The sequence below is a fragment of the Bacillus sp. ISL-78 genome, assembly GCF_018613455.1.
Lineage (GTDB): Bacteria > Bacillota > Bacilli > Bacillales > DSM-1321 > Peribacillus > Peribacillus frigoritolerans.
Map to the genome: position 1 here is coordinate 137,314 of NZ_JAGGQC010000022.1, position 26,032 is coordinate 163,345.

General features: G+C 43.0%; 19 protein-coding genes and 1 pseudogene. 13 read left to right on the forward strand and 7 right to left on the reverse strand.

Features of this window, described 5'->3' with window-relative positions:
• Positions 1-306: 306 nt before the first annotated feature.
• Positions 307-1,638, reverse strand: a complete 1,332-nt coding sequence (gene brnQ / locus J7I96_RS19985) for a branched-chain amino acid transport system II carrier protein (protein WP_214925210.1) — start codon at positions 1,636-1,638, stop codon at positions 307-309.
• Between the two features lie 350 nt (positions 1,639-1,988).
• Here brnQ and J7I96_RS19990 point away from each other — a divergent pair, with 350 nt between their 5' ends.
• A complete protein-coding gene (locus J7I96_RS19990) occupies positions 1,989-2,555 on the forward strand; it encodes a maltose acetyltransferase domain-containing protein (RefSeq protein WP_214925211.1) in 567 nt (188 codons plus the stop codon).
• Between the two features lie 43 nt (positions 2,556-2,598).
• Here J7I96_RS19990 and J7I96_RS19995 read toward each other — a convergent pair whose 3' ends face one another.
• Complete coding sequence (locus J7I96_RS19995; protein ID WP_096340928.1) at positions 2,599-3,243, reverse strand: SDR family oxidoreductase; 645 nt, start codon at positions 3,241-3,243, stop codon at positions 2,599-2,601.
• Between the two features lie 358 nt (positions 3,244-3,601).
• On the opposite strand from J7I96_RS19995, the gene J7I96_RS20000 reads away from it, so the two are divergent.
• The 3 genes from J7I96_RS20000 (at position 3,602) to J7I96_RS20010 (ending at position 5,331) form a co-directional block, all read left to right on the forward strand.
• A complete protein-coding gene (locus tag J7I96_RS20000) occupies positions 3,602-3,865 on the forward strand; it encodes a CD3324 family protein (protein WP_034310602.1) in 264 nt (87 codons plus the stop codon).
• Between the two features lie 144 nt (positions 3,866-4,009).
• Positions 4,010-4,645, forward strand: a complete 636-nt coding sequence (locus J7I96_RS20005; RefSeq protein WP_214925212.1) for a FusB/FusC family EF-G-binding protein — start codon at positions 4,010-4,012, stop codon at positions 4,643-4,645.
• Between the two features lie 122 nt (positions 4,646-4,767).
• A complete protein-coding gene (locus J7I96_RS20010) occupies positions 4,768-5,331 on the forward strand; it encodes an MEDS domain-containing protein (protein WP_214925215.1) in 564 nt (187 codons plus the stop codon).
• Between the two features lie 57 nt (positions 5,332-5,388).
• Here J7I96_RS20010 and J7I96_RS20015 read toward each other — a convergent pair.
• Positions 5,389-5,807 (reverse strand): annotated as a pseudogene (locus J7I96_RS20015) (cytidine deaminase).
• Between the two features lie 27 nt (positions 5,808-5,834).
• Positions 5,835-6,977, reverse strand: a complete 1,143-nt coding sequence (locus J7I96_RS20020) for an amidohydrolase (RefSeq protein WP_214925312.1) — start codon at positions 6,975-6,977, stop codon at positions 5,835-5,837.
• Positions 6,978-7,399: 422 nt separating this feature from the next.
• Here J7I96_RS20020 and J7I96_RS20025 point away from each other — a divergent pair, with 422 nt between their 5' ends.
• The 6 genes from J7I96_RS20025 (at position 7,400) to J7I96_RS20050 (ending at position 12,970) form a co-directional block, all read left to right on the forward strand.
• Positions 7,400-8,728 carry an LLM class flavin-dependent oxidoreductase gene (locus tag J7I96_RS20025; protein WP_214807239.1) on the forward strand — a complete coding sequence of 443 codons (1,329 nt, stop codon included), beginning with the start codon at positions 7,400-7,402 and terminating at the stop codon, positions 8,726-8,728.
• A 74-nt stretch (positions 8,729-8,802) separates the two neighbouring features.
• Positions 8,803-9,336: a GNAT family N-acetyltransferase gene (locus J7I96_RS20030; protein ID WP_141994566.1), complete on the forward strand. Its 534-nt coding sequence runs from the start codon at positions 8,803-8,805 to the stop codon at positions 9,334-9,336.
• 19 nt (positions 9,337-9,355) lie between these two features.
• Entirely contained in the window at positions 9,356-10,156 is an 801-nt protein-coding gene (locus tag J7I96_RS20035) for an amino acid ABC transporter substrate-binding protein (protein WP_214925217.1), read from the forward strand.
• A gap of 24 nt (positions 10,157-10,180) precedes the next feature.
• The gene (locus J7I96_RS20040; protein ID WP_214925219.1) at positions 10,181-10,852 is read left to right on the forward strand and encodes an amino acid ABC transporter permease; all 672 of its coding nucleotides are present in this window, start codon (positions 10,181-10,183) and stop codon (positions 10,850-10,852) included.
• Positions 10,853-10,856: 4 nt separating this feature from the next.
• Positions 10,857-11,624: an amino acid ABC transporter ATP-binding protein gene (locus J7I96_RS20045; RefSeq protein WP_214925222.1), complete on the forward strand. Its 768-nt coding sequence runs from the start codon at positions 10,857-10,859 to the stop codon at positions 11,622-11,624.
• 5 nt (positions 11,625-11,629) lie between these two features.
• Positions 11,630-12,970, forward strand: coding sequence for an MmgE/PrpD family protein (locus tag J7I96_RS20050; protein WP_214925225.1), 1,341 nt, complete (start codon positions 11,630-11,632; stop codon positions 12,968-12,970).
• A 575-nt stretch (positions 12,971-13,545) separates the two neighbouring features.
• On the opposite strand, the gene J7I96_RS20055 is transcribed toward J7I96_RS20050, so the two are convergent.
• Positions 13,546-15,027 carry a glutamate synthase subunit beta gene (locus J7I96_RS20055; protein ID WP_214925227.1) on the reverse strand — a complete coding sequence of 494 codons (1,482 nt, stop codon included), beginning with the start codon at positions 15,025-15,027 and terminating at the stop codon, positions 13,546-13,548.
• 16 nt (positions 15,028-15,043) lie between these two features.
• Positions 15,044-19,594, reverse strand: a complete 4,551-nt coding sequence (gltB, locus tag J7I96_RS20060; RefSeq protein WP_214925229.1) for a glutamate synthase large subunit — start codon at positions 19,592-19,594, stop codon at positions 15,044-15,046.
• Between the two features lie 133 nt (positions 19,595-19,727).
• On the opposite strand from gltB, the gene gltC reads away from it, so the two are divergent.
• From gltC to J7I96_RS20075, 3 genes are all read left to right on the forward strand, one after another.
• The gene (gene gltC, locus J7I96_RS20065) at positions 19,728-20,630 is read left to right on the forward strand and encodes a glutamate biosynthesis transcriptional regulator GltC (RefSeq protein WP_063589861.1); all 903 of its coding nucleotides are present in this window, start codon (positions 19,728-19,730) and stop codon (positions 20,628-20,630) included.
• Positions 20,631-20,760: 130 nt separating this feature from the next.
• Positions 20,761-21,255: a spore coat protein gene (locus tag J7I96_RS20070; RefSeq protein ID WP_214925232.1), complete on the forward strand. Its 495-nt coding sequence runs from the start codon at positions 20,761-20,763 to the stop codon at positions 21,253-21,255.
• 119 nt (positions 21,256-21,374) lie between these two features.
• The gene (locus J7I96_RS20075) at positions 21,375-21,974 is read left to right on the forward strand and encodes a hypothetical protein (protein WP_214925234.1); all 600 of its coding nucleotides are present in this window, start codon (positions 21,375-21,377) and stop codon (positions 21,972-21,974) included.
• A 710-nt stretch (positions 21,975-22,684) separates the two neighbouring features.
• Here J7I96_RS20075 and J7I96_RS20080 read toward each other — a convergent pair.
• The gene (locus J7I96_RS20080) at positions 22,685-25,843 is read right to left on the reverse strand and encodes an Ig-like domain-containing protein (RefSeq protein WP_215048107.1); all 3,159 of its coding nucleotides are present in this window, start codon (positions 25,841-25,843) and stop codon (positions 22,685-22,687) included.
• Positions 25,844-26,032: the final 189 nt, after the last annotated feature.

Genomic DNA, 26,032 nt, shown 5'->3' on the forward strand with positions numbered 1-26,032 from the left:
GGGTTTTGGCTAGCCAGAAATTCGGCAGGAGTGTGGCGATTTTCTTCAATCTAACAAGGGTTCATAAAACAATAAAAACCGAAAGTGTAACCCTGTCTTAATCAAGCTTAAAGATGAAACCGACTACAGTTTTTCTTTAAAGACAATCCAGTTGATTGGAACGGAAGGTACGAGACTCCTGCGGAAAAGCGCGGCCAAGGGAGACCCCACAGGCGCAAAGAGTGCCGAGGAGGCTCCCGGACCTCCCGCGGAAAGCGAGTGCCTGGAGTGGAAATCAACGTTATTCGAGGTTCATTCCGATATCCCTTAATAGGCTTCCTTAGGATCACCTTTCAACAGGTATACCATATAGCCCAATACACCGCCGATGATGGCAGGAATCACCCATCCCACCCCAACACTATATAGTGGAAGGTATTGAGTGAAAAGGTCAGAAACGGTATCCAGTTTAATGCCTGATGCCACTATTCCATCCATTATGCTGATGATGGCCGTTAATAATAAGCTTCCTAAATATACCTCCGATTTCCCTTTGAATAAGGAATGGAAGAACGTAAGAACAATCAAAACGATCGCCACGGGATAAAGCGCAGTTAACACAGGCACTGTAATGGAAATCAGCTTGGTCAAACCTACATTGGCAACAGCCGCACTGAAAACGGAGAAGATGACGACATATGATTTATACGATACGGCAGGCAGTATTTTATTGAAATACGTAGCACAAGCGGTTATCAAACCGATGCTTGTAGTCAGGCAAGCAGCGATCACAATCAACCCTAACAACACGGCACCAGCCGGTCCGAAAAAATGGTTCGAGGCTTGAGCCAAAACGTCTCCGCCATTACCCAGTTGACCGAGTTTTTCCACACTTGTTGCCCCGACATAAGTTATAGACGCATAAACGATAACCAACAAGGTGGCAGCTATTAAGCCGGCTTTCAGACAGAAGCCCAACACTTCTTTTCTTGATGTTATCCCTCTATCTTTGATCGCGTTGATGACAATGATCCCAAATGCAAATCCGGCGAGCGTATCCATGGTCAAATATCCTTCTTTAAATCCCTTAAAGAAAGAATTATCTGAATAATTAGCCGCTGGTGACTGGATTTCACCCATTGGGTTAATAATTGCGACCACAATAAGAATCCCGATGAAAATCAATAATAAAGGTGTTAATATTTTTCCGACGATATCGAGCATTTTTGATGGATTGATGGATAATATACAGGCAATCCCAAAGTATATGATCGTGAATATCAGCAATGGTAAAAAACCGACATCATTAGATAGGAAAGGTTTAATCCCTATTTCGTAGGATACGCTCCCCGTTCTGGGAAGTGCGAAAAGCGGTCCCAAAGATAAATAAAGAACGACGGTGAAAATGATGCCGAATAACGGGTGTGCCCTGCTTGCAAGGGATTGAACATCATTTTTGCCTGAAAAACCAAAGGCCAATATTGTAATGAATGGCAGCCCAACACCAGTAATGATGAATCCTAAACTGGCCGACCATAAATTGGTCCCCGCGGATTGACCGAGCATGGCAGGGAAAATTAAGTTTCCTGCACCAAAAAATAAAGCAAAAAGCATTAACCCTGTTACAATGACAAAAGACAGCGGTGCTTTCTGTGACATATAGAGCCCTCCATTGTTTTGTGATTATCTTAACCAAGAAAAGAGTTGTCCACAATTTCCGAAAAAAATGACATGACTTCGAACCACTCTACTTATCTGTTAAAATGGACCTTCATGAAACTATGAATCATCCATAACTCTTCTTACTATAAAATCCGGCGGAACGTTTGTCAAAGCTATTTCATTCATTATTCGGAAAAATCTTTCTTTTCTTACTTCTTTTTAAAAAACGAGAGAGGCATTTAGGTTCAACAGAAAAGTTGAGTAAAAAGTACTGCAATTTATTTTGCAGGAAAAACGTTTTAATATTCAGATATTTTTTAAAACTAAGAGAAACAGGAGGCGCACACATGAATACTGAAAAAGAAAAGATGGTGAGCGGGAAACCTTACATCGCCGCTGATCCGGAATTGATCAGAGATAGGGAAAATGCCAGAAAGTTGACCCGGTTATACAATCAGACAACGGAAAGCGAAGGAGATGAACGGACTGCACTGCTGAAACGGCTTTTAGGTTCCACTGGGCTAAATGTATATATTGAACCCACTTTCCGTTGTGACTATGGATACAATATTTCTGTCGGGGAAAACTTTTATGCTAATTTTGATTGTGTCATTTTGGATGTTTGCGAAGTGAAAATTGGCAGGGACTGCATGTTGGCTCCCGGAGTGCATATCTATACAGCCACACATCCGCTGGATCCCTTTGAACGCAGTTCTGGAGTGGAATACGGAAAACCGGTTATGATAGGGGATCATGTATGGATTGGCGGAAGGGCCATCATCAATCCTGGCGTTACAATAGGGAGTCATTCCGTCGTCGCCTCAGGGGCAGTCGTAATAAAGGATGTTCCTGAAGGCGTTGTTGTCGGTGGAAACCCAGCGAAGGTCATCAAGCATATCGAAGGAATTAAATAAGCAGAATCCACTCCCCCCTGAGTGGCTCTGCCCCTGTTTTACGTTAAATTTTCCTCAAGGCTTCCGCGATTGCAGTATCGCCAGAGATTAAATCAAATGAACGCTTATAGGTATTTTCATCGGTCAATGAAGCAAGGATCGTTCGGGCCACATCTTCACGGGCAATCGAGCCTCTTTCCAATTCCTCGGCGGCGGTCACTTTGCCCGTTCCCGGTTCATTAACCAGACCGCCAGGCCGAATGATCGTATAATTTAAATCGCTTTGTAACAATGCCCTATCCGCATAGTGCTTGGCCACATAATACGGTTTGATGGCTTCATTCCAGTTTTCGCGATTATTGGCCTGAAAAGCACTCACCATAATGAATCGGTCGATTCCCAGGTTTTCTGCCGCTTCAATCGTTTTAACTGCACCATCCAAATCAATCAAAAGCGTTTGATCAGCACCGGTGCTACCTCCGGACCCTGCTGTGAACACGATGGCATCACAGCCTTTTGCCGCATTCGCAATCTCATCCACTGATCCAGTTAAACTGACGACTGCAGATTCAATTCCATTTTTCTTTAAATGCTCACTTTGTTCTTCTTTGCGAACCATTGCCCGTACACTATGATCCGGGCTGTCTTTTAATAAATCTACAAGATGTTTACCGATCTGCCCATTTGCCCCAACTACGAATACTTTCATAAAGTCAGCTCCCATAATGGTTAGTTTGGTTTCCCTCCAAATTATTTCATGGACTCAGAACATTATCAAACAATCAGCCCGCCGATTCAGCTTTAATATTGGAAAAAGTTTGGCAACCACCCTAATCTATTTTATAATAAGAACAACTCGTGTTCTTCAGAAACACAAAGGGGAGGTGTAAAGATGGCAATACGAATGTTAATGCCACCTTCTGCAGCGTCTCATGCAAAGCCTAGTATTGGAGGCGATACTTTGCATGGGGTTGAATTAAGCTAAATCTAATCGCCCGCCTTATCATTTCTAATATTCGGCTTTGCACCTTATTTCATTCTTAATAAAGAATAAGGGGCTGGCAGAAATGAAGTATGTAAAAGCGACGGCCGTTTTACCTGAAAAGCTGATCGTCGAAATTCAAAAGTATGTGCAAGGTGAAACCATATATATCCCTAAACCCGAAAAAGCCCATCACAAATGGGGAACCCGTTCGGGATCACGGGAATTGATCGATGACCGAAATGCCTCTATAAAATATGCATTCAAAGACGGGCATTCCATCCATCAATTAGCCGAGGAACATTTTCTCTCCGCGGAAACCATCAAGAAAATCGTTTATTCTAAGTAAAGATTACACGGGTAGCACTGATAATGATATCAGTGCTATTTGTATGCCGAGAATGTTTCTTAGTCGTTTTCCCCCTTTTAAAGCAGATGTAATTTATGTAAAGTAAAGAGAAACGGTAACACGTCAGAAACAGGAGTGAAGAAAATGGAACCTTTTATCAGGAGCGAGCAGTATAACTTCATAAAATCCCAAACACAAATTCTCATAAATGGACACGCGACTGCCAACGATAAGGATGTGATCAACACCCTGAAAACAGTCGCCAAGGAAAGAGTACTAAGTTTATTCAGTGATTTGAACGAAGAGCAAAAACAACTGCTCGACCCAGTGGATACCATCAAAGATTCCGCACAAGCCGAAGCCTTTCTCTTACAGGTGAAGCCATTTGTGATCCCATTTAAAGAAGTAACCGAAAAAACGATAAAAAAACTATTTCCTAAAGCAAAGAAATTAAAAACCCCTTTGTTGGAAAACATCGATATGAGAGAGATTTCATACCTGGGATGGGATGATGTCGGATCCGGAAAGAAATTCATCATTGCCCCCCATCATAATAAACTCACCGGATTGCATGGAACCATTAAACCTGCCAACAAAAAAGGGATCTGTGCCATATGCAGCCGCTTTGAAGAAGTAGGGATGTTCATGTCTGAAACAAAAGGAACCGTCCAAGGGACATTCATTAAAAAAGGGAATTATATTTGTCTGGACAGCATGAAATGCAACCAGAACATAACCACTTTGGATAAAATGACCGACCTGATCGAGCGGCTGAAATAAAACGGAAAAGCAATCCTTCAATGGCGAAGGATTGCTTTTTGTCCTTGTTAAAAAACTCTCATTTTGTCCTGCTATGGAATTCTAGTATAAAGGAAACGATACATGAAAGAAGGATTGATATATTGAAAAGCAAAATGAATCAGTTGTTCGAAGACCAAAAAAATGTTCATGTGCTATATTCCTATAATGAAATGGAAGATTACATTAAACAAGTTTTAAGTTATATCCAAGATGGCATCATTGCGGGGGATTACGTCATTCTTGTTGAAAATGACCGTATTTACCCCATTATCCATAAAGAACTAAGCACTCGGTTAACAAAAGATCAAATGGAGCTCCTTCACTTTGTGAACAACTTCGATTTCTATTGCTCAAGCGGCAGTTATCATCCTCCTGCAATCGAAGAATACTTTAATAAAACGGTTCAGCCCTATGCCGAAAATAAAATCTCTTTCCGATCATGGGCACATGTGGAATGGGCAACCTTGGAAGAGCCCCTGCATATCATAGAGGATTTTGAGAGAACAGTGGACAAAGCTGTAAATCTGCTGTCATTTCCATTAATTTGTGCGTACAAAGGTGAGAGGATGCCAGAATACCTGAAAACCATTTTGCTGGAAACACATCCTTATGTTCTAGAAGACGATGATATCACCATCTGTGAACAATACTTGCCATCTGTTTGAAATAATACACTTACACGCTTAGGATTCCCCTAAGCGTGTTGTTTTCCGTTGCATTTATCATGAATCCCTCGTGTATTTATACGGCAGTAATTCACCGATCTTCGTCTTTACCGTTTCCCCATTAATATTCAGGATGACAAAGCACTCTTTTGCATAATCCGAGATTAATTCCCGACACATCCCACACGGGCTAACCACTTTTAAAGCTCTTTCTTCATCATCGGAAAAGGGATGCGCCACGATGGTATCGAATCCCTTTTCCCCGTCCATATCGCCTTGCCTATCGCAATGGCTTCTGCACATACAGTAACCCGGCCAATATATGCTTCAATATGTACCGCAGCAACGGTTTTTCCTGAACTCGTTTTTAATGCAGCGCCAACATGATGCCTATTTTCCTCGTAAAGATCTCTAATTTTTGCACTTGCAGCTTCTATTAAATCACGGTCCGACTCAATCAATGGATAAGTTTTGATGACTGGACCTCCTTCTCTTCTAATATTTCATTCAGGGATTTTTTTTAAAGCTTCTAAAGCCAATAAGCGGAAATAAGAAGCAGCTGGAAAAAGTGCTTTTTCATCTACTATAAACTTAGGATGATGCAGGTCATAAGGACCGCCCGACCCTATCATTACGAAAGCACCTGGTATTTTTTCTTGGTAAAAAGCGAAGTCTTCTCCTATTGAACTAGCTTCCAAGGTTTTTGTCGTGTAACCTGCTGTGTCTCCAACCTGAAGCGCCAAATCTGCCCATTCAGGCGTATTATCAACTGATGGCGGGCCAGGATGCCATGATAATTCAACATTTGCATTGAATGTTTCACTAATACCGTGCAGGACCCGTTTCATACGTTTCTGAATGAACTCTCGTTGAGTTTTACTGAAGGTGCGAACGGTTCCTTCCATATATGCACTATCCGGGATAACATTCCACGTTGAGCCGCTATGAATTTGGGTGATGCTCAAAACCGCGGACTCTTTTGGCGCCACATTGCGGCTGATGATGGTTTGCAACGTTGAGATAATATGTCCTGTTATGATAATCGGATCATTACCCTCTTCCGGTTTGGCCGCGTGTGAGCCAGTTGCTTTAACATGCACTTCAAAACGATCGACTCCCGCTGTCAGAGCGCCATGTTTTGTCCCTAACTCCCCAACTTGCAATGTCGGATCATTATGAAGGCCAAAAATCACATCCACATCATCCAGCACACCGCTTTCCATTAAAGCACTTGCACCATGCCCCGTTTCCTCCGCAGGTTGAAAAATCAAGCGAATCGTTCCGGAAAGATCTCTTTCTTCTTTTTTTAATAAAAAAGCAGTCCCCAAAATGACGGAAGTATGAAAATCATGACCACATGCATGCATCACGCCGATGTGCCTTGAAGGAAAATCCACCTCAGATTGCTCTAAAATTGGTAAAGCATCAATATCGGAGCGAAGTGCTATCGTAGGTCCCGGCTTACTCCCTTTTATCTCAGCTACGACACCAGTTTTCAATGGAAAATCAAGTATCTTGATATCTTGTGATTGAAGCGCTTCTTTAATTTTTTTAGTCGTTTCAAATTCTTGGTTTGATAATTCAGGTGTCATATGAAGATCTCGTCTGAATTCCAATAAATAATTTTCCAATTCTACATTGCTCATGGTCAACGGTTGTCCATCTCCTTAAAAATCCGAATAGTAAAGAACGAAGCTAATAGCCAAGGAATATCAAGTGAAGCAGCTATCAAATTGGCTATTTGATAAACATGTAAAGAACGAGTTCTAATTTAGGTCGAGTCGTAAGCATCATAACAATGTTTTCCTGAGATGATAAGTCCGTATATTCCGAATATTTAACATTGACAATTTATTATATAAGATGCTACCATTTGATTTAATTTCTATATTATATTAACGTATCAATCCAAAAAAGCATTCAATTTCTAATATATAGCCCGAAGGAACCCCTCTTCTAAACTGGAAGCGGGTTTTATTTCAGCATTAATTCACAGTAAACCAGTAAGGATATTTACATTATAAATCCCCTGCGTTTAAAAGTGAAGACATAAAGGAGCAATTGACACATGAAAAAGAAAACAGTAAAGCTTGGTGTATTTTTGGCTGGAACAGGACATCACGTTGCATCCTGGAGACATCCTAACGCCAATCCGAAAGATAATATGAACATCGATTATTATAAAGGGTTGGCCCAGACTGCCGAAAAAGGTTTATTTGATTTATTATTTTTGGCAGATAGTTTGTCAGTTGCAAAGGACTCGCATCCTAATATTCTGACTCGATTCGAGCCATTGACCTTGTTATCTTATCTAGCTTCGGCGACTTCCAATATAGGTTTGGTTTCAACGGCCTCCACCACTTATGAAGAACCCTTTAATGTTGCTAGGAAATTTGCTTCTTTAGACCATATTACCTCCGGCCGCGCTGGCTGGAACGTAGTCACGACTTCCCTTGCCTCCACTGCAGTAAACTTCAATAAATCAGAACATTTAGAGCATGGTCTCCGTTATAAAAGGGCGACTGAATTTGTTGAAGTTACCAAGAAATTGTGGGACTCATGGGAAGACGATACATTGGTAATCGATAAAGAAACAGGCCAATTCATTGATGAAAGCAAGTTTCATGAAATCAATCATCAAGGTGAGTTTTTCAATGTAAAAGGACCATTAAATATTTCCCGCTCCCCTCAGGGGCATCCGGTCATTGTACAAGCAGGCTCTTCTGGCCCTGGGCAATTGCTTGCAGCAAAGCACGCAGAGATTGTCTTTACGGCCCAGGAGAACAAGGAGGACGCGGTTTCATTTTACCAAGAGTTAAAAGGTCAATTGGCCGCTTTTAACCGGGTGAAAAGCAGCTTGAGCATCATGCCAGGTTTGTTCCCGATTGTGGGACAGACCGAGAAGGAAGCCCAAGAAAAGTACGAGGCATTGCAGGAGCTAATCATTCCCGAAATAGGATTGGCTGTTATGGGAAGATATTTTGGAAATGTGGATTTTTCGAACATCCCTTTGGATACACCGTTTGCCGATATTTCGCTACCAGAACATGTAGATGGCATCCAAAGTAAATATGATTTGATCGTTAAACGGGCAATCAATGAAAATTTGACGTTACGTCAGACATATCAGTGGGTTGCAGGATCACGTGGACATCATATCGCAATTGGAACACCAACGCAGATTGCGGATAAGATTGAAGATTGGGTGAATGGAAATGCGGCTGACGGCTTTAATATCATGCCAGCTCTCTTGCCTGATTCTTTAACGGATTTTGTAGAACTTGTTGTCCCTGAACTGCAATCGAAAGGAATTTTCCGTACTGAATATGAAAGTAACACATTACGAGGGAATCTTGGCCTGGATAAACCGGCCAACCAATATTCCCATAAGCTTTAAACACCTTACACCTGGCTGATCTCAAAGACAGAATCACCCACCCGAAGAACTAGATAGAGTATAGGAGGCGCAAGATGAGTCAAATATTTCGTGAAGTACGTGTAGAAGATGTGGATAAATTTCTCCAATTAACATTGGATGCTTATGCGAGTATAAGAGAGTTGGATATTCACTTCTCTGCGGCAACCGCCACGCGGGAGGAAGCGATTAAGCATATATCAGAAAATAAGGTATATGTTCTGGAGGAAAATGGGACATTTATTTCGACCGTTTCGATTCGGTTGCCTTGGGGCCCTAATCCTGGCCCGCTCGTATTGCCACACATAGGCTGGTTCGCTACAAACCCTGCATATAAGCGTCAAGGTATAGGAAAAAAAGTGCTGTCATGGCTTGAAGAAGAAATTTTGAAGAAGCAACTGCGAGCGCCCGCGGTTACGCTCGGAACCGCGGATAATCATCCATGGCTAAAGGAAATGTACGAAAAAAGTGGATTTGAAGAGATCGGGCAAAAAGATTTAGGCAAAGGACATCTCACCATTTATTTGAGGAAAATCTTGCAGCCTGGACAATATCAAGCTTGGACTGAAAAACATAATCAAACCATTTAATAACAGGAGGTAAATAACGATGAAAAAAACTCTTTCCCTTGGACTCGCTATAGTTTTCATATTAGTACTTGCAGCATGTGGCAATTCAAAACAAGAGAATGCGGCCAATGATTCCGAACAAAAAACAATTAAAGTGGGGTCCACTGGCCAAAGCTATCCAAATGGTTATCAAGAGGATGGTAAATTAATAGGTTTTGACGTAGAACTTACGGAACTCATCGCCAAGAATTTAGGATACAAGGTAGAGTGGGTCACTTCTGATTTCAGCGGGATAATGGGGCAATTGGGATCAGGTAAACTGGACACCGTTGCGAATGCCGTTGCTATAACACCGGAACGCGAAGAGCAATTTAATTTTACAGAGCCGTATAGTTATTATGGTGCACAAATTGTATCAAGCACAAAAAACGATGATATTAAAGGTTTGGCTGATCTTAAAGGCAAAACCGTTTCCGGTGTGCTGGGGTCTAATAACGTCACAAACCTAGAAAAATATGATAAAAAAGGCGATATCAAAATACGAACCTATGAAACCCGGGATGGTGCGATGCAAGATGCCATTAACAACCGTGTGGATGGATATATCAATTCCCGCCCAATCCTGGTTGCCGAGATAAAGAAAAATGATCTTCCGCTAAAACTGGTTGGCGATCCAGTGGCCTATGAAAATGTAGGGTATCCATTTACCAAAACAGAAAAAGGCAAAAAATTAAATGATGAATTCACGACAGAAATCAAAAAACTTAAAGAAGATGGTACATTAGCGAAGCTGTCCAATAAATATTTTGGTGAAGACATCACCACGAATTCCGGCGAATAAGCATAGCGGAGGTTTTAAAGCATTATGAATTTTGATTTACAATATATGTTGGAAATTTCCCTGCAAATCGCAAAATTTATTCCAATCACTCTGGTTTTAGCCATCATTTCGATGGCTTTAGCCATTATTATCGGACTTGTAGTAGCCTTGATAAGAAATAGCAATTTTTTTGGAATCACCCATTTGGCAGGCTTATATATCTCTTTATTCCGTGGAATGCCAACATTGGTACAATTATTCATCATTTATTACGGTTTACCACAGTTATTCCCGTCGTTATCAACGATGGAAGCAATGACGGCGGCAATCATTGGATTTAGTTTGAAGGAATCCTCTTATTTAGCAGAAATTTTCCGAGCTGGATTGAATTCCGTGGACAAAGGGCAGATGGAAGCTGGCCTTGCAACTGGCATGAAAAGAGTGCAGATTTACTCGCGAATCATATTACCACAAGCTGCTTTAAATGCATTGCCTGCAACAGGGAATACATTTATATCTTTGATTAAAGAAACGTCCCTTGCCTTTACATTAGGAATTACGGAATTATTTGCAGAGGGAAAAATTATTGCATCCGCTAACATGCGCTTTTTCGAGACGTATTTGGTGGTTGGCCTGATTTACTGGCTATTGGTTATTCTTTATTCTTGGATACAAAAATACCTGGAGATTTGGCTCAGCAAACCACTTAGAAGGTGATCATATGATAAAAGTAAGAAACTTATCTAAACATTTTGATGATAAACAAGTATTGAACGATATTAACTTGGATATAAGAACCGGGGAAGTTGTTGCCATTATTGGCCCTTCAGGTTCTGGAAAATCAACGTTATTACGCTGTCTGAACTTGTTGGAAAAACCCAACAGCGGCACCATCGAAATCAAGGATGTAAAATTGGATACCCAAAAATATAAAGAGAAAGACGCCTATCAATTAAGACAGCAAACAGCGATGGTATTCCAACACTATAACCTTTTTAAAAATAAAACGGCCTTAAAAAACGTGATTGAAGCATTGCTTGTCAGCAAAAAGATGAAAAAAGAGGAAGCCATTCAAATCGGCGTTGATTTATTGAAACGGGTTGGCTTGGAAAAGCAAGCCCAACAATACCCCGCTACCTTATCCGGCGGGCAACAGCAGCGTGTCAGCATCGCTAGAGCATTAGCTGTGAAACCACATGCCATTTTATTTGATGAACCTACCTCCGCTCTAGATCCCGAATTGGTTAATGAGGTTTTACAAGTCATACGGGAGTTAGCGAAAGAGGATACCACAATGGTGATCGTGACGCACGAAATGCAATTTGCAAAGGAAGTTGCTGACCATGTCATATTCATGGCGGACGGACATATTATCGAACAAGGCACCCCGGAACAAGTAATTGAGCATTCTCTTAATCCGCGAACTCAGCGTTTTTTACGGCAGATGGGAGATGAAACGGAAGGATCTGCCAGGCAAAAAAGGAAGTGAAGTGCATGAACACGGAAAGGTTATCTGAAATGATTTATCATTCCAATCCGTTGGTAAATGAAGGAGTATTACAAGCTGCAATTGATGGACTTCTTGATTATCTTGCTGTTTCCTATCAAACGAAATCCGAAAAGGAAATTAAGATTTTAAAGCAAATCATTTTGGAAGAAGGCGGAAATGGGACGAGTTACTTGATTGGAAGCCACATACATGCAACAAGATCCCAGGCCGCACTCTTCAATGGCTTTCAAGCTCATTTACTAGATTATGATGATGTACATTCAGACGTACGAGGTCATCCAAGCGCAGTCATTTTATCTGCTTTGTTAGCAGTTGGAGAACCTGAAATGACAGGAAAACGTTTTTTAGCCGCCTATGTGGTTGGTGTGGAAATCATGGCTCGGTTCGGGGAAGCTATGAACCCATATCATTATACAAAAGGCTGGCATAATACAGCTACACTTGGCGTAATAGCTGCAGCTGGTGCGGTTGCGTATTTACGGGAATACTCACCACGCTTAATAGCTGAAACCATGAGTCTTGCAGCTACCCAATCGGCGGGTTTACGACTCCAATTTGGCACTGTAATAAAGCCGCTCCATGTAGGGATTGCTGCTAAAAACGCTGTGGATTCCGCTGATTGGATTCGGATGGGATTACATAGCAACCCCGACTTTTTGAATGATAAGAATGGATTCTTTGAGGTATATGCAGAAAATGGAGTTCCCGATTTGACGAAAAATTGGGGAAAGACATGGCGGATCGTAACACCAGGATTATGGTTTAAACAGTACCCTTTTTGTTCTGCTGCGGCACATGGCGCTGATGCAGCTGTCTTTTTACAAAAGACGTACGATTTGTCGGAAGAAGATATTGAATCGGTGAGTGTTTGCTTTCCTCCAAATGGTGATTCCGCTTTGATTCACCATAGCCCTTCAACCGGTGAAGAAGGAAGATTTTCTATTGAGTATATTGTATGGCTCGCGCTTACAGGCAAGCCCCTGACCTTTGCTTCTTTTGAATCGAAACCGCTTCCCCATTCATGTAGAAAATCCTTGCAAAAAGTAAATAGGGAGACGGATGCAACGATCAAGCCTTCCAAAGCAGCACTCCCAGTGGGAAGATTCACAATTGTGACCGTGACCACAACGAGTGGGGACGTACTATCGAAACGAATCGATACACCTAAAGGAAGTCCTGGGAACCCATTAACAAAACCCCAGCTAATAGAAAAATTGCATAAAGCCATAGGAGATGAAGTAGAGACAGAGAAAATAATAGCAGCTGTCCATGCACTGAATCACACATCACTTGGCGTTCTTCAAGAAGCTGACTATAGAAGCTGACTGAAAGTAAATTAGGCGAACAGTATTTATACTGCTCGCCTAATTTGTATACCATCAATACGGTATCTTTATACGTGAGGTGAGTTTCGGCGTTTCACTCGTAAGTTTCGGCGCTTTACTCGTGAATTTCGGGCATTTACTCGTGAGTTTCGGCGTTTTACTCGTGAGTTTCGACGTTTTACTCGTGAATTCGGCGCTTTTACTCGTGAGTTTCGGCGCTTTACTCGTGAATTCGGCGCTTTTACTCATGTGTTTCAGCGTCTTACTCGCGAATTCGGCGCTCTTACTCGTGATTCGGCGTTTTACTCGTGAGTTTCGGCGTTTTACTCGTGAGTTTCAGCGCTTTACTCGTGAATTCGGCGCTTTTACTCGTGATTCGACGTTTTACTCGTGAATTCGGCACTCTTACTCGTGATTCGGCGTTTTACTCGTGAATTCGGCGCTTTTACTCGTGAGTTTCGGCGCTTTACTCGTGAGTTTCGGGCATTTACTCGTGAGTTTCGACGTTTTACTCGTGAATACATATTCCCACCACAGAAAAAAAGAAGCGCCATAATGGCACTTCTTTTTTAAATTTAAGGCAATACGGTTGCGCCCATCAAGTAGCGGTCCACTTCTCTTGCCACTTCTCGGCCTTCATTGATTGCCCAAACGATGAGGCTTTGCCCTCTTCTTGCATCTCCGGCAGCGAAAACCCCTTCGACATTCGTTCTGTATTCGCCATGGACGGCATCAATTTTTTGATTGACTGTTTCTACGCCAAATTGAGTTAATAGCGGCATTTCCGTTCCTTCAAATCCGATTGCGATGAAAACGAATTGTGCAGGCCATACTTTTTCAGTTCCTGGAACTTCTCTGAAAATGTACATTCCGTCATCGCCTTTGATTTTTTCCATGGAGATTGTGTGCAGTTCTTTAACGTTTCCATTTTCATCGGCGACGATTTTTTTTGTTTGGATTGAATATTGACGCGGATCTGCACCGAATTTCGCTTCCGCTTCTTCATACGCATAATCAAGGGAAAAGACATTCGGGTAGGCTGGCCACATATTATCGGATGTACGGGCCGTCGGAAGGATTGGATGCTTCCCGAATTGTACGACGCTCTTACATCCCTGGCGAAGGGCAGTTGCGACACAGTCAGCTCCTGTATCCCCGCCGCCGATGACGATGACATCCTTCCCCTTTGTGTCTATAAACTTGCTGTCTTCAAAATTGGAGTCCAACAGGCTTTTAGTCGATGTCGTCAAGTAATCCATCGCAAGGTGAATGCCTGATGCCCCGCGCCCTTCAATTACCAGGTCACGCTGCTTTTGGGCACCTGTGCAAAGGATGACAGCATCATACTGATCTTGCAGTTCTTCGGCTGTTATATCTTTGCCTACTTCTGTATTGGTAATGAAATCGATGCCTTCCTGGGTCAATAATTTGATTCGGCGTGCAACGATATCCTTTTCAAGTTTCATGTTCGGGATTCCGTATGTCAACAGCCCGCCTGCACGGTCTGAGCGCTCATAAACCGTGACCGAATGACCTGCTTGATTCAACTGGTCGGCACTCGCCAATCCTGCCGGTCCTGAACCGATGATGGCAATTTTCTTGCCGGTCCTGCTTTCAGGGATGCGAGGCGTTATCCAGCCATTTTCAAATCCTTTATCGATGATCGTCCGTTCTATGTTCTTGATGGTAACGGCAGGATCGCTTATCGCTACTGTACAAGACCCTTCACAAGGGGCCGGGCAGACGCGCCCGGTGAATTCAGGGAAATTATTCGTTTTAGATAAACGGTCCAATGCTTCTTTCCATCTGCCGCGGTACACCAAATCATTCCACTCCGGAATCAGATTATGAATCGGACAGCCCGTAGTGACTCGGTTCAATTCCATGCCCATATGGCAGAAAGGGGTGGCGCAGTCCATACACCGCGCTCCCTGTGTACTTAACTTTTCATCAGAGAAAGGAGCTGTATACTCTCTCCAGTCGTTTAAACGAGTGAGAGGATTCCGGTCTTTTGGTTTTTCTCGCGGATAATCCATAAATCCTGTTGCTTTTCCCATCTTTCTCTCCCCTTCCTTACTGCATCACAGCTTGTTTAGTGATTTTTTTATCTTGAACGGCATTTGCTTGGAATGCACTCATGATCGCTTCTTCATCCGTTAGCCCTGCACGCTTCTGCTCATTGATGCTTTTGATCATCCGTTTGTAATCTTTCGGAATGACTTTTACGAATTTCTTGGCGAAATCCTCCCAGTTCTCCAGTACATACGATGCTTTGGCACTTTCTGTATAATGAAGGTGGCTGTAAAGCATTTCTTTTACCTCGTTGGCATCATCCATATCATCAAGCGTCTCGAATTCTATCATTTCACCATTGCATAATGCCTTGAATTCTTCTGCATCATCAGCAAGCACATAAGCGATGCCGCCTGACATGCCTGCCGCAAAGTTTTTGCCGACGTCGCCCAGAATGACCACGCGTCCGCCTGTCATATACTCACAGCCATGGTCTCCAATTCCTTCAACGACGACATTGACTCCACTGTTCCGTACGGCAAATCGTTCTCCTGCACGCCCATTAATGTAGGCCTCGCCGCTTGTTGCACCATATAAGGCGATATTTCCGGCAATTACATTGTCCCCGGCCTCGATCTGATTGCCAGAAGGTGCCGTGACTATGATCTTCCCGCCAGATAATCCTTTCCCAACATAGTCATTCACATCACCAGTCAAATACATCGACATCCCTTTTGGAATGAACGCACCGAAGCTCTGGCCCGCCGATCCCGTAAAACGAAGTGTGATCGTATCTTCAGGCAACCCTTCCTCACCGTAGCGTTTGGATACTTCACTTCCGACAATCGTTCCGACCACACGGTTCACATTGGTAATCGGGAAGCTGACATCCACCTGGGTTTGGTCATTTAAAGCAGGCTCCACAACAGGTAAAATCTCACGGATATCCAAAGATTCTTCTATTTTATGGCTTTGGGGAAGTTGATACGTACGAATCCCCTCCGGTTGGAATAGAAGTGTCGTCAAGTCCAGATGCTTCGCTTTCCAATGGTTTTGCGCCCGCTCACTCACTTGTAAAACATCAGTGCGGCCGACCATTTCTTCCAGTGTTCTAAAGCCAAGCTCAGCCATCGTTTCCCGGACTTCCTCAGCGATGAAGCGCATGAAATTCACAACATGATCCGCATCTCCAGTGAATTTGCTGCGAAGCTCAGGGTTTTGGGTAGCTACCCCGACAGGACATGTATCCAAATGGCAAGCACGCATCATGACACATCCCAGGACCACAAGCGGTGCTGTAGCAAAGCCGAATTCTTCCGCTCCAAGGATAGCTGCCATGACCACATCGCGTCCCGTCATTAACTTTCCATCCGTTTCAAGGACAACACGGCTGCGCAGGCCATTCAGCATCAATGTTTGGTGTGCTTCGGCAAGACCCAGCTCCCAAGGAAGACCAGTATGTTTGATACTCGTTTTTGGTGATGCACCCGTACCGCCATCATACCCGCTGATAACGATGACATCTGCGGCACCTTTGGCCACGCCGGCTGCGATCGTGCCTACGCCTGCTTTTGACACAAGCTTGACGCTGATCCTGGCATCACGGTTCGCATTTTTCAAATCATGGATCAGCTGTGCCAAATCTTCAATCGAATAGATATCGTGATGCGGAGGCGGTGAAATCAGGCCGACACCCGGTGTGGAACCGCGGACCTCTGCAACCCAAGGATATACTTTGTTTCCAGGCAGCTGGCCGCCTTCACCCGGCTTAGCACCTTGCGCCATTTTGATTTGAAGTTCATCGGCATTAACAAGGTAATGGCTTTTCACTCCAAAACGGCCGGATGCAATTTGTTTAATGCCGCTGCGGCGATCATCGCCGTTTTCATCCAGTTCGTAACGGCTAGGGTGCTCCCCGCCTTCACCGCTATTGCTTTTTCCGCCTAAACGGTTCATAGCGATCGCTAATGTTTCATGTGCTTCCTGACTCAATGAACCGAATGACATCGCACCCGTTTTGAATCGGCTGACAATGGATTCCACGGATTCCACTTCATCTATTGAAATGCTTTGGCGTTTTTGATCGAACGAGAATAAATTCCGTAAAAACCCGAGTCTCTCTTCATTCGCCAAGTTTGAATATTGCTTAAATAAATTATAATCGCCTTTCCGGCACGCCCATTGCAGTGTATGGATCGTTTTAGGATTGAAAGCATGATGTTCCCCTGTTTTTCTCCATTGAAAGTCACTTCCGCTTTCAAGCGTTTCATCAATGTAATCGGCTGCGGCTTTCCTATGGCGCATCAACGCTTCATCTGCGATCGTTTCCAAATCGATCCCACTAAGCTGCGATGCCGTACCGCTGAAATAGCGTTCGATCACATCAGCACCGATTCCGACCGCTTCGAAAATTTGTGCGCCGCGATAACTTTGAATCGTTGAAATCCCCATTTTCGACATCACTTTTACGATGCCTTCTGTCACAGAACTTACATATTTCCTTACCGTTTCTTCGTAGCTGGTGGCCAAACTGCCCTCCAATACCGCCTGCTTATATGTTTCATAGGCAAGGTACGGGTAAATCGCATCCACTCCATACCCGATTAGGGATGCATAATGATGGACTTCCCTTGCTTCCCCCGATTCAACGATAATGCTCACCTTCGTACGGTTACCATGGCGGATCAGCTCTTGATGAAGGGCACTCGCTGCCAGCAGGGAAGGAATCGCAGCTTTTTCTTTGCCCATATCCTTGTCGGATAATATCAAAAGGGTGATACCATCAGCGATCGCTTGTTCCGCTTCAAGGCAGATGCGATCGAGTTCACTCTCTAAATCTTCTGAAAATAAAGTGTGAATGACTTTGCTCCTGAATTCAGGATAGGCATTTTCTTTCAACTGCTGCATTTGACCCGGCGTCAAAACAGGTGAATCCAATTGAATGCGGCGGCTGTTCGTTTCATCCGGCTTCAGCAAATCTCCTTCCGCACCGAGAAATGTCATCGTTGACGTGACGATCTGTTCACGCAGCGAATCGATCGGCGGATTGGTTACCTGTGCAAAAGATTGCTTGAAATAGTTGAAAAGCGATTGCGGGCGATCTGATAAGACCGCTAACGGAATGTCATTGCCCATGCTGCCCAGTGGATCTTTGCCTTCGTTAATGACCGGCAGTAAATACTTTTGGACATCTTCATACGTGTATCCGAACGCTTTTTGCCTGAATAATAAATCACTCAAAGGCTCCCCTTCGAGCACAGGTTCTTCGTCACTTAATTGAACAAGCTGTTCGTCCAGCCATTGCTGGTATGGATTTTCCTGTGCCATTTCCGACTTGATCTCTTCATCGGAAACAATACGGCCTTCCTCTAAATCTATTAAAAGCATTCTGCCTGGGCTTAAACGATCTTTATATAATACATTCTCCGGCTCCACATCGATCACACCGACTTCAGAGGAGAAAATGATGTAATCATCTTTTGTTACATAATACCTTGCCGGCCTTAAACCATTTCGATCAAGGATGGCACCGATTTGCTTACCATTCGTAAAGGATATGGCCGTCGGTCCATCCCATGGCTCCATGAGCATGCTATGATATTCGTAAAATGCTTTCTTTTCCTTCGTCATATGCGGATTTTCCGTCCACGGTTCAGGAATGAGCATCATCGCCGCATGTGCCGGTTTACGCCCGGCAAGCACGAAGAATTCAAGTGCATTATCAAGAATCGAGGAATCACTGCCGTCTATATCCAGAATAGGCAGGACCTTTTGCAGGTCATCCCCGAATGCTTCCGAAACAAACTGCTGCTCACGCGCCTTCATCCAATTCACATTGCCTCTAAGCGTATTGATTTCTCCATTATGGATCAGGTAACGGTTTGGATGTGCCCGTTCCCAGCTAGGAAAAGTATTCGTGCTGAAGCGGGAATGCACTAAAGCGAAAGCGGAAACGAAAGACTCCTGTTGAAGGTCAAGATAAAAAGCATCCACCTGCTCTGGCGTCAATAATCCTTTGTATACGATCGTAGCACTTGAAAGGCTGGCAAAATAAAAACGATTGCCGCGTTCCCGAGCCCAGTTTTCAGCTTGTTTTCTGATAACGAACAATTTACGCTCAAAAGCTAAATCATCGGTCATCTCTATGCTTGCCCCGATGAATACTTGGCGGATCGTCGGACATGTCTCCTTGCCGACCTCCCCGATTTTCGTTGCATCAACAGGAACCGTCCTCCAGCCTAATAACGTTTGGCCCTCTTGTTCGATTAATGCATTCAAACGAGCTTCGATTTCATTCCGTTCATCATCATTGTTAGAGAAAAAGAGCATGCCTACACCATAGCTTCCTTTTGCCGGCAAATTCATTTCCGGGCATGCCAGCCTGAAATATTCATCAGGAATCTGTACCATTAATCCTGCGCCATCTCCTGTAAGGGGATCGCTGCCTTGTCCGCCGCGATGATCTAATTGGCACAGCATATTCAGTCCTTGTTTGACGATGTCATGTGTAGCAAGCCCTTTTAAATGAGCGTATAAACCGATCCCACATGCATCATGTTCAAATTCAGGATGGTAGAGCCCTTGTGCTTTTGGTATTTGATTGTATGTCATATTAATCGCCCCCATCGTATTCTTACACCGTTATGTCACTTACATTTATTCTAGGTTTTCAAATCGATATAAACAATATATAATTCTAGTAGAATCCATCTCAATTTGAGATGAATGGCAGGAGGATGAATAAATGGAACTACGACAATTACGTTATTTTGTTGAAGTCGCCGAGAGGGAACACGTCTCAGAAGCCGCAGAACACCTGCATATCGCGCAATCAGCAATCAGCCGGCAAATCTCCAGACTAGAAGATGAGCTTGGCGTACTTTTATTCGAAAAAATCGGCCGGAATATCCAGTTAACCCCAATCGGTAAAATTTTCTTGATCCATGCCAAAACGGCGATACAGGCGATTGAATATGCCAAATATCAAATTGAGGAGTTTTTAGACCCTGAACACGGAAGCATTAAAATTGGGTTCCCGACCAGCCTTTCCACCCATTTACTGCCTACCGTCATTTCCGCTTTTAAAGATGAGCAGCCGAATATCGGCTTCCACTTAAGACAGGGATCTTATTCCTCTTTAAAGGAAGCTGTCAAAAATCGCGAAATTGGATTAGCCTTCCTTGGACCGATACCGACAAACGATCCAGATATCGAAGGTCATATCCTGTTCACGGAAAACATATCCGCATTATTGCCAATTACTCACCCACTGGCTGACAGGAAGAGTGTGCGCCTAAGTGATTTAAGAAATGATCCCTTCGTCTTGTTTCCAAAAGGATATATCTTTCACACTATCGCTCTCGAAGCGTGCAAAGCAGCCGGTTTCACACCGAACATCGCCTCGGAAGGTGAAGACATGGATTCCATAAAAGGGCTCGTTTCTGCCGGAATCGGAGTCAGTCTGCTCCCTGACAGTACCTTTTATGAAGTCATTCCAAGACTCACTGTCAAGATCCCGATCGATACACCCGAAGTCAAACGGACGGTCGGCATCATCACTCCTAAAAACAGGGACTTGGCTCCATCAGAAAAACTTTTTTACCAATTTGCCAAAAAGTTCTTCTCTGTTCTCGAACAATATCAATAAAACATGGCCTTCAAAACTGTTAATGGAAATTGAAGATGTGACGATCTTCCATAAATATTTCACTAGACAACTTACCTATAGCCCACCGAACGAATAATGTATCAAGATTATTCGTTCAGGAGGAATTTACATGCAACCCACCCATTCTCATCTTGCTTGGCATGAAACACTCGAGCTTCATGAGTTGGTCGCCGCCCAGTCCAATGCCCTTATGAAATTTAAAAAAGCTTATCCAAAAATAAAAGACCCCATTCTAAAAACGATTTATAAGCAAACGATCGACACCCTTACCCAAAATATCATGGAGCTGCTGCAATTTTACCCATTGACGCCTAAAACGGGCAGGGATGCAGATACATCAAGGGATGACGCATCGGCCGCCGCTGCCGGGGATTTGCTGGGCTTTGCCAAATCATCGATCAAAAATTACGCACTGGCGATTACGGAAACAGCCACCCCTTCCCTTAGAAAAGTATTTACGAAACATTTAAACGGAGCCATTGATACCCACGCCAAGATATTCAACTACCTTTATGAAAGAAACCTCTATCCTGCTTACGATTTGAACCAATTGCTTCAAAATGACGTCGATGTTGCCAATAAGGCTCTTTCCCAACCTTTCTAAATAAAAAAGGCAAGCATACCGATTGTTTGCCTTTTTTGCCGCGTTCCGATTTCACTATAATGTTATAATATATAAGAATTGGATTTAATTAGGTTAATAGCATTCAAGAGGTGAAAATCATGAAAAAGATCTATTTATCCATCATCCTATCCCTGCTCTCATTTTCTTTAGTTGCCTGTAAGGCCGATGATTCAAAATCCGAGAATAACCTTTCAGTTCCTGAGCTGACCGCAAGGGAAAAGGCCATCCTGGAGAATTCAAGTGAACATTCCTTTCTTATCGATTTCAATGTTGATGATACATACAAGGAGATGTCCGTCTGGGTCGAAAAATATGAATTTGGCAAACTCGTCGAACCTGAAATGGGACGCATGACAACGGGGATTGAAAAGAATGGGACAATCATCTTTACGACATCGAAAACGGATGGTGATCAAAAACGATCGATGTTCAACGTCAGCATTCAAAACGATGATGGTACGGATACGTTAACTTATCCTGAAGCCATTGATGAAATGGATTCCAGCGTATGGGGAAGTACTGGCAAACTCAAAATAAACAGCACAAACAAGCTGGCATTGGCGAGTATATGTTACTCAAGCGGAAATGAAGGCATACGTTCACTTTCCACTGATTTTTATGGTGATATGGGAGGCCATATGGACGAGTTGAAGGAATACGATGTAGTCTATCTCCTGAGAAGTGAATTCACTAAATGAGCTGACAAATGCAGAGGGGGGATCGTTCAACTTTATGACTTCGGGAAAAATAAATGAGGCAGTTTAAGAATCAAAAAAGGGGTGTCATCTAATGGGTGATTTTGCTCATTCGATAGATGAGCAAGTCCAAATTATAGGGTGGAAGATTTTAATGAAGTAAATTTTTCTAATTTTAAAAAGGGGTTGAAGGAAGAGGTATTTGGGTGTAATCTTTAAAAATAAAAAAACGGAAAGAAGATCATTAATTTGAAGAAAATCATCCTCCTCTTTGCAGCAGCAGTCATCGCTAGCTCTCTAGGGCATCAAATAACCGGCGGATATATGGACCCTCGTAAATCCCGCCCTAGGTATATACATTTGAAATAAGGAATCCGCTTTTGCGCTTGATTCCTTATCATTTCGTTAGTAAATAAATATTATCATTATTAAGAAACATCATGGAATTTGAATTTGGGCAAACTTATCACTCAATTAAACTAGTATTAAATCCCCTTAAATTACTCACTATCCTCATTATTTCTCTCCAATACCAAATCACCCTTATTCGTGCGATTGTTCCTAAAAGTAGTGTAATCACTACCAGGAATACCGATATCCTGAATACATTTGAAACTTTTCTCATCAAACTCCCCTTGAAGTACTTTCCACCGGCAAGGGCTTCTCATAAAAAAGGCCGTTTAACATGTAAGTTAAACGGCCTCCCCTTGTTGCTATTTAGCTTTCTTTACGGTTACTTTTGCTGCTTTTCCTGTATTGCCCGCTTTGTCTTTTGCTGAGACATATAATGCCGAGCCTGCTTTTTTCTTGCTGATTTTGATGGAGAAGTTCCCCTTACTATCAGCTTTTGCCGTTCCGATGTTTTTATTGCTGTGCTTCACGGTAACGGTTGAACCGATTTCCGCTTTACCTGTTACTTTTGTTGCTTTATCGTTTACTTCGTTCACCTTTGGTGCTCCTGGAGCGGTTTTATCTTTAACGATTACTTTTGCTGCTTTTCCTGTATTGCCCGCTTTGTCTTTTGCTGAGACATATAATGCGGAGCCTGCTTTTTTCTTGCTGATCTTAATGGAGAAGTTCCCCTTACTATCAGCTTTTGCCGTTCCGATGTTTTTATTGCTGTGCTTCACGGTAACGGTTGAACCGATTTCCGCTTTACCTGTTACTTTGGTGGCGCTGTCGCTTACTTCATTCACTTTCGGTGCATCCGGAGCTGTTTTATCGAGAACAGTCACGGTTGCCGCCTTGCTTTCACGTTTTGCTAAGTCTGTAGCTGTGACTGAAAGTTTATTGCCAGCCTTTTGCTTGCTGATTTTCACTTTGAAATTCCCTTTGCTGTCCGTGTTACCTGAACCAATCACTTTTTTCGCGCTATTTTTGATCGTGATTTTCATGTCCGCTTGCGATTGACCCGTAACATACGTATCTTTGTCACTTAAAGCTTTGACAGTTGGCTTGTTAGGGGTTGCACCCTTATTCACGAATACTTTGATTGAAGATACTGCTAGTTTGGAAGAATCAGAGATATTCACAGTAAGCTGCTGCTCAGCTTTTTGGACCGGAATCGTAACGGTGAACATTCCGTTAGCTGCCGCCGTTCCTTTACCGAGCGTTTTGCTTCCGCTTTTCACTTCGATCACTGAACCCTTTTTAGCTGAACCAGTTAGTTTTGTTTGCGTATCCATCACAAGATTGACTCTAGCTTGTAAATCCACTGCACTAAGTGCACTGTACGCATTCAACCTTCCGTATCCAGAGACTAAATCTTTTCCAACAGGAAGTTCTTCTTCCGGTATGATGATTTCTCCATCCTCCGGTTCATAGTCCTCATACGGGTCTATATTATCTTCTTCTTCAAAAGCGACATATTCCGATGTCTCATGAAGGATTTCCCTTACTTCATTCACTTTCAACCCAGGGTTTCCGGATAATAATAAGGCTGTAGCTGCCGCAACATGAGGAGCTGCCATTGATGTACCATCCATGTAGGTAACATTCCCATTAGGCACAAGGCTCGGGATGGCTGTCCCCGGAGCGACCATGTCCAACTTCGATCCATAATTGGAATAATCGGATACTAAATCCAGGGCATTGGTTGCACCGACGGATATGGCGTATTTTGATGATGCAGGATAAGAAAGACCTTCCATCCCATCATTACCGCTTGCTACGATAACCATTACATTCTTGGCAGCGGCATGTTTCAAGGCATATTCAATTGTCCTGCTATATTCTCCGCCCAAGCTAAGGTTTATGACCTTTGCACCATGATCCACGGCATATTTAATGCCTAGTGCAATTTTCTCATTGTCTCCATATCCTGAAGAGTCCAAGACCTTCACAGGCATGATTTTAGCTGCTGGATTGATTCCTTGCATGGAATATCCATTATCCGCTTTGGCAGCGATGATTCCGGATACATGTGTGCCATGGCCATTGTCATCGATTGCCTTTTCTTTCTTATCGATGAAGTTCTTACCTGACTCCATTTTAACGACACCCTGTAGATCTGCCAGTGAATCATCGACTCCTGTGTCGATGACCGCTACCAATGTATCTTTTAAATTACGTTTCTTAATAAGGTTCTGCAGTTTTTCGTTATCGATGTCCGCTCCCTTTATGCCTTCTTCCCCGCCGGCGTTAGCTAAAGACCATTGATACGGTGACTGAATGTCGGCAGAAAGTGCTTTGTACGTTTTTACCGGTTCGATATATTCCACTTCCGGAAGTTTTTCGATACCGGATAGAGCTGCTGTGCTCATTTTAGCTTGGTTCTTTAACTCGACAACATACATATCATCATACAGAACCTCTTGTTGCTTAGGTGCCGATAATGTTCCATATCCTTTTCCTTTTAGGACAGTGCTTAATGATTTCCCAGGTTTAAGTTTGACGATATATTTGTTCTTTATATTCTTCGATGCTGGAAGTTCAATTCCCGCTTTGCTTGCGATATCGACGATATCCTCACCTAAAAGATTATCAAGATCGATTTTCTTTGCCAGGCTGTCCATATCCTTTTTCAATCCAGCCGGTGCTGCATCTGCAGCCATAGTGAATAATTCTTTAATCGCTTTTTGCTGATCTTTGTCAATGTCTTCGGTGCTGCTTGCTCCGTTTTCATTAATGTCATCAAAAAGCGGTTTAATCTCGACTAAATATTTATACGCGGCATCCCTCGCTTTTTTATTGCTAGCCAGATGATAGGCAAGGAATGGCGAAGCCTTATAGTATAAAGAAGACAGGCTGCGTCCCTCAGACGACTTCATGAGAACTTCATCTCTAAACACGCGGAGTGTATTCAACATGGATTCTCCCGTTTTCTTATCGTTTACACTCACTTCAACCGGGCAAGATTCAAGCTCCTCCCCTTCGTCCCCCGCAGATGGCGGCAATGTTACTGAATGCGCATTGATGGAGTATTCAGCTACATTTTCCGCATCCGGGATGGGATTTCCTTCATCATCCGTATCGCCGAAATATTCAACTTTAACATAATATGTGCCTTCCCATGCATATGGGAAATCGACTACAGCTTTTTCATCAGGATAAGAAGAGACCATATAATTGCTCTGATCTTTTTCTGCTTTTTCTTTATCTTGATATACGGAGATATTCAAGATTTTGTCCGAATTGACTTCGAACTCAATATGGGAGAACTTTTGTACTTCTTCTGTTGTGGGACTGATTTGGTACCATTGAACATCCGGTTTTTCAAACTTTCCGTCCAAGGTGTCCCCATTTTTAATCGTTTTTACATTTTCAATGGGTGCTGCAGCTGCTGCTTGAGAATTCAGTGGAACCATCAAGCTGAAAATCAGTGCAAAAATTAATGCACATGCCGTAATTCGACTCACATTCTTAAATTTCACGGTTTTCCCTCCAATAATTGGTTAAAAAATTCAGTACTATACCAAACTATCACACTGTAAAATTTTATCAACTAGTTTTTTCCCTTTTTTATGTCAAATGCTTGATTTATTTGGCGATAGAGCTGAAAAATGATTCGCATGAACCAATTAAGCAAGATATTTACGTTCCGATGTCCTCTCATGACGATA

Excerpts from the sequence above, each read along its gene's own strand:
- J7I96_RS20025 (WP_214807239.1), top strand. The coding sequence starts at position 7,400 with ATGAAAAAGAAAACAGTAAAGCTTGGTGTATTTTTGGCTGGAACAGGA.
- J7I96_RS20030 (WP_141994566.1), top strand. The coding sequence starts at position 8,803 with ATGAGTCAAATATTTCGTGAAGTACGTGTAGAAGATGTGGATAAATTT.
- J7I96_RS20040 (WP_214925219.1), top strand. The coding sequence starts at position 10,181 with ATGAATTTTGATTTACAATATATGTTGGAAATTTCCCTGCAAATCGCA.
- J7I96_RS20050 (WP_214925225.1), top strand. The coding sequence starts at position 11,630 with ATGAACACGGAAAGGTTATCTGAAATGATTTATCATTCCAATCCGTTG.
- gltC (WP_063589861.1), top strand. The coding sequence starts at position 19,728 with ATGGAACTACGACAATTACGTTATTTTGTTGAAGTCGCCGAGAGGGAA.
- brnQ (WP_214925210.1), bottom strand. The coding sequence starts at position 1,638 with ATGTCACAGAAAGCACCGCTGTCTTTTGTCATTGTAACAGGGTTAATG.
- J7I96_RS19990 (WP_214925211.1), top strand. The coding sequence starts at position 1,989 with ATGAATACTGAAAAAGAAAAGATGGTGAGCGGGAAACCTTACATCGCC.
- J7I96_RS20070 (WP_214925232.1), top strand. The coding sequence starts at position 20,761 with ATGCAACCCACCCATTCTCATCTTGCTTGGCATGAAACACTCGAGCTT.
- J7I96_RS20075 (WP_214925234.1), top strand. The coding sequence starts at position 21,375 with ATGAAAAAGATCTATTTATCCATCATCCTATCCCTGCTCTCATTTTCT.
- J7I96_RS19995 (WP_096340928.1), bottom strand. The coding sequence starts at position 3,243 with ATGAAAGTATTCGTAGTTGGGGCAAATGGGCAGATCGGTAAACATCTT.
- J7I96_RS20005 (WP_214925212.1), top strand. The coding sequence starts at position 4,010 with ATGGAACCTTTTATCAGGAGCGAGCAGTATAACTTCATAAAATCCCAA.
- J7I96_RS20035 (WP_214925217.1), top strand. The coding sequence starts at position 9,356 with ATGAAAAAAACTCTTTCCCTTGGACTCGCTATAGTTTTCATATTAGTA.
- J7I96_RS20020 (WP_214925312.1), bottom strand. The coding sequence starts at position 6,977 with ATGAGCAATGTAGAATTGGAAAATTATTTATTGGAATTCAGACGAGAT.
- gltB (WP_214925229.1), bottom strand. The coding sequence starts at position 19,594 with ATGACATACAATCAAATACCAAAAGCACAAGGGCTCTACCATCCTGAA.
- J7I96_RS20055 (WP_214925227.1), bottom strand. The coding sequence starts at position 15,027 with ATGGGAAAAGCAACAGGATTTATGGATTATCCGCGAGAAAAACCAAAA.
- J7I96_RS20045 (WP_214925222.1), top strand. The coding sequence starts at position 10,857 with ATGATAAAAGTAAGAAACTTATCTAAACATTTTGATGATAAACAAGTA.
- J7I96_RS20000 (WP_034310602.1), top strand. The coding sequence starts at position 3,602 with ATGAAGTATGTAAAAGCGACGGCCGTTTTACCTGAAAAGCTGATCGTC.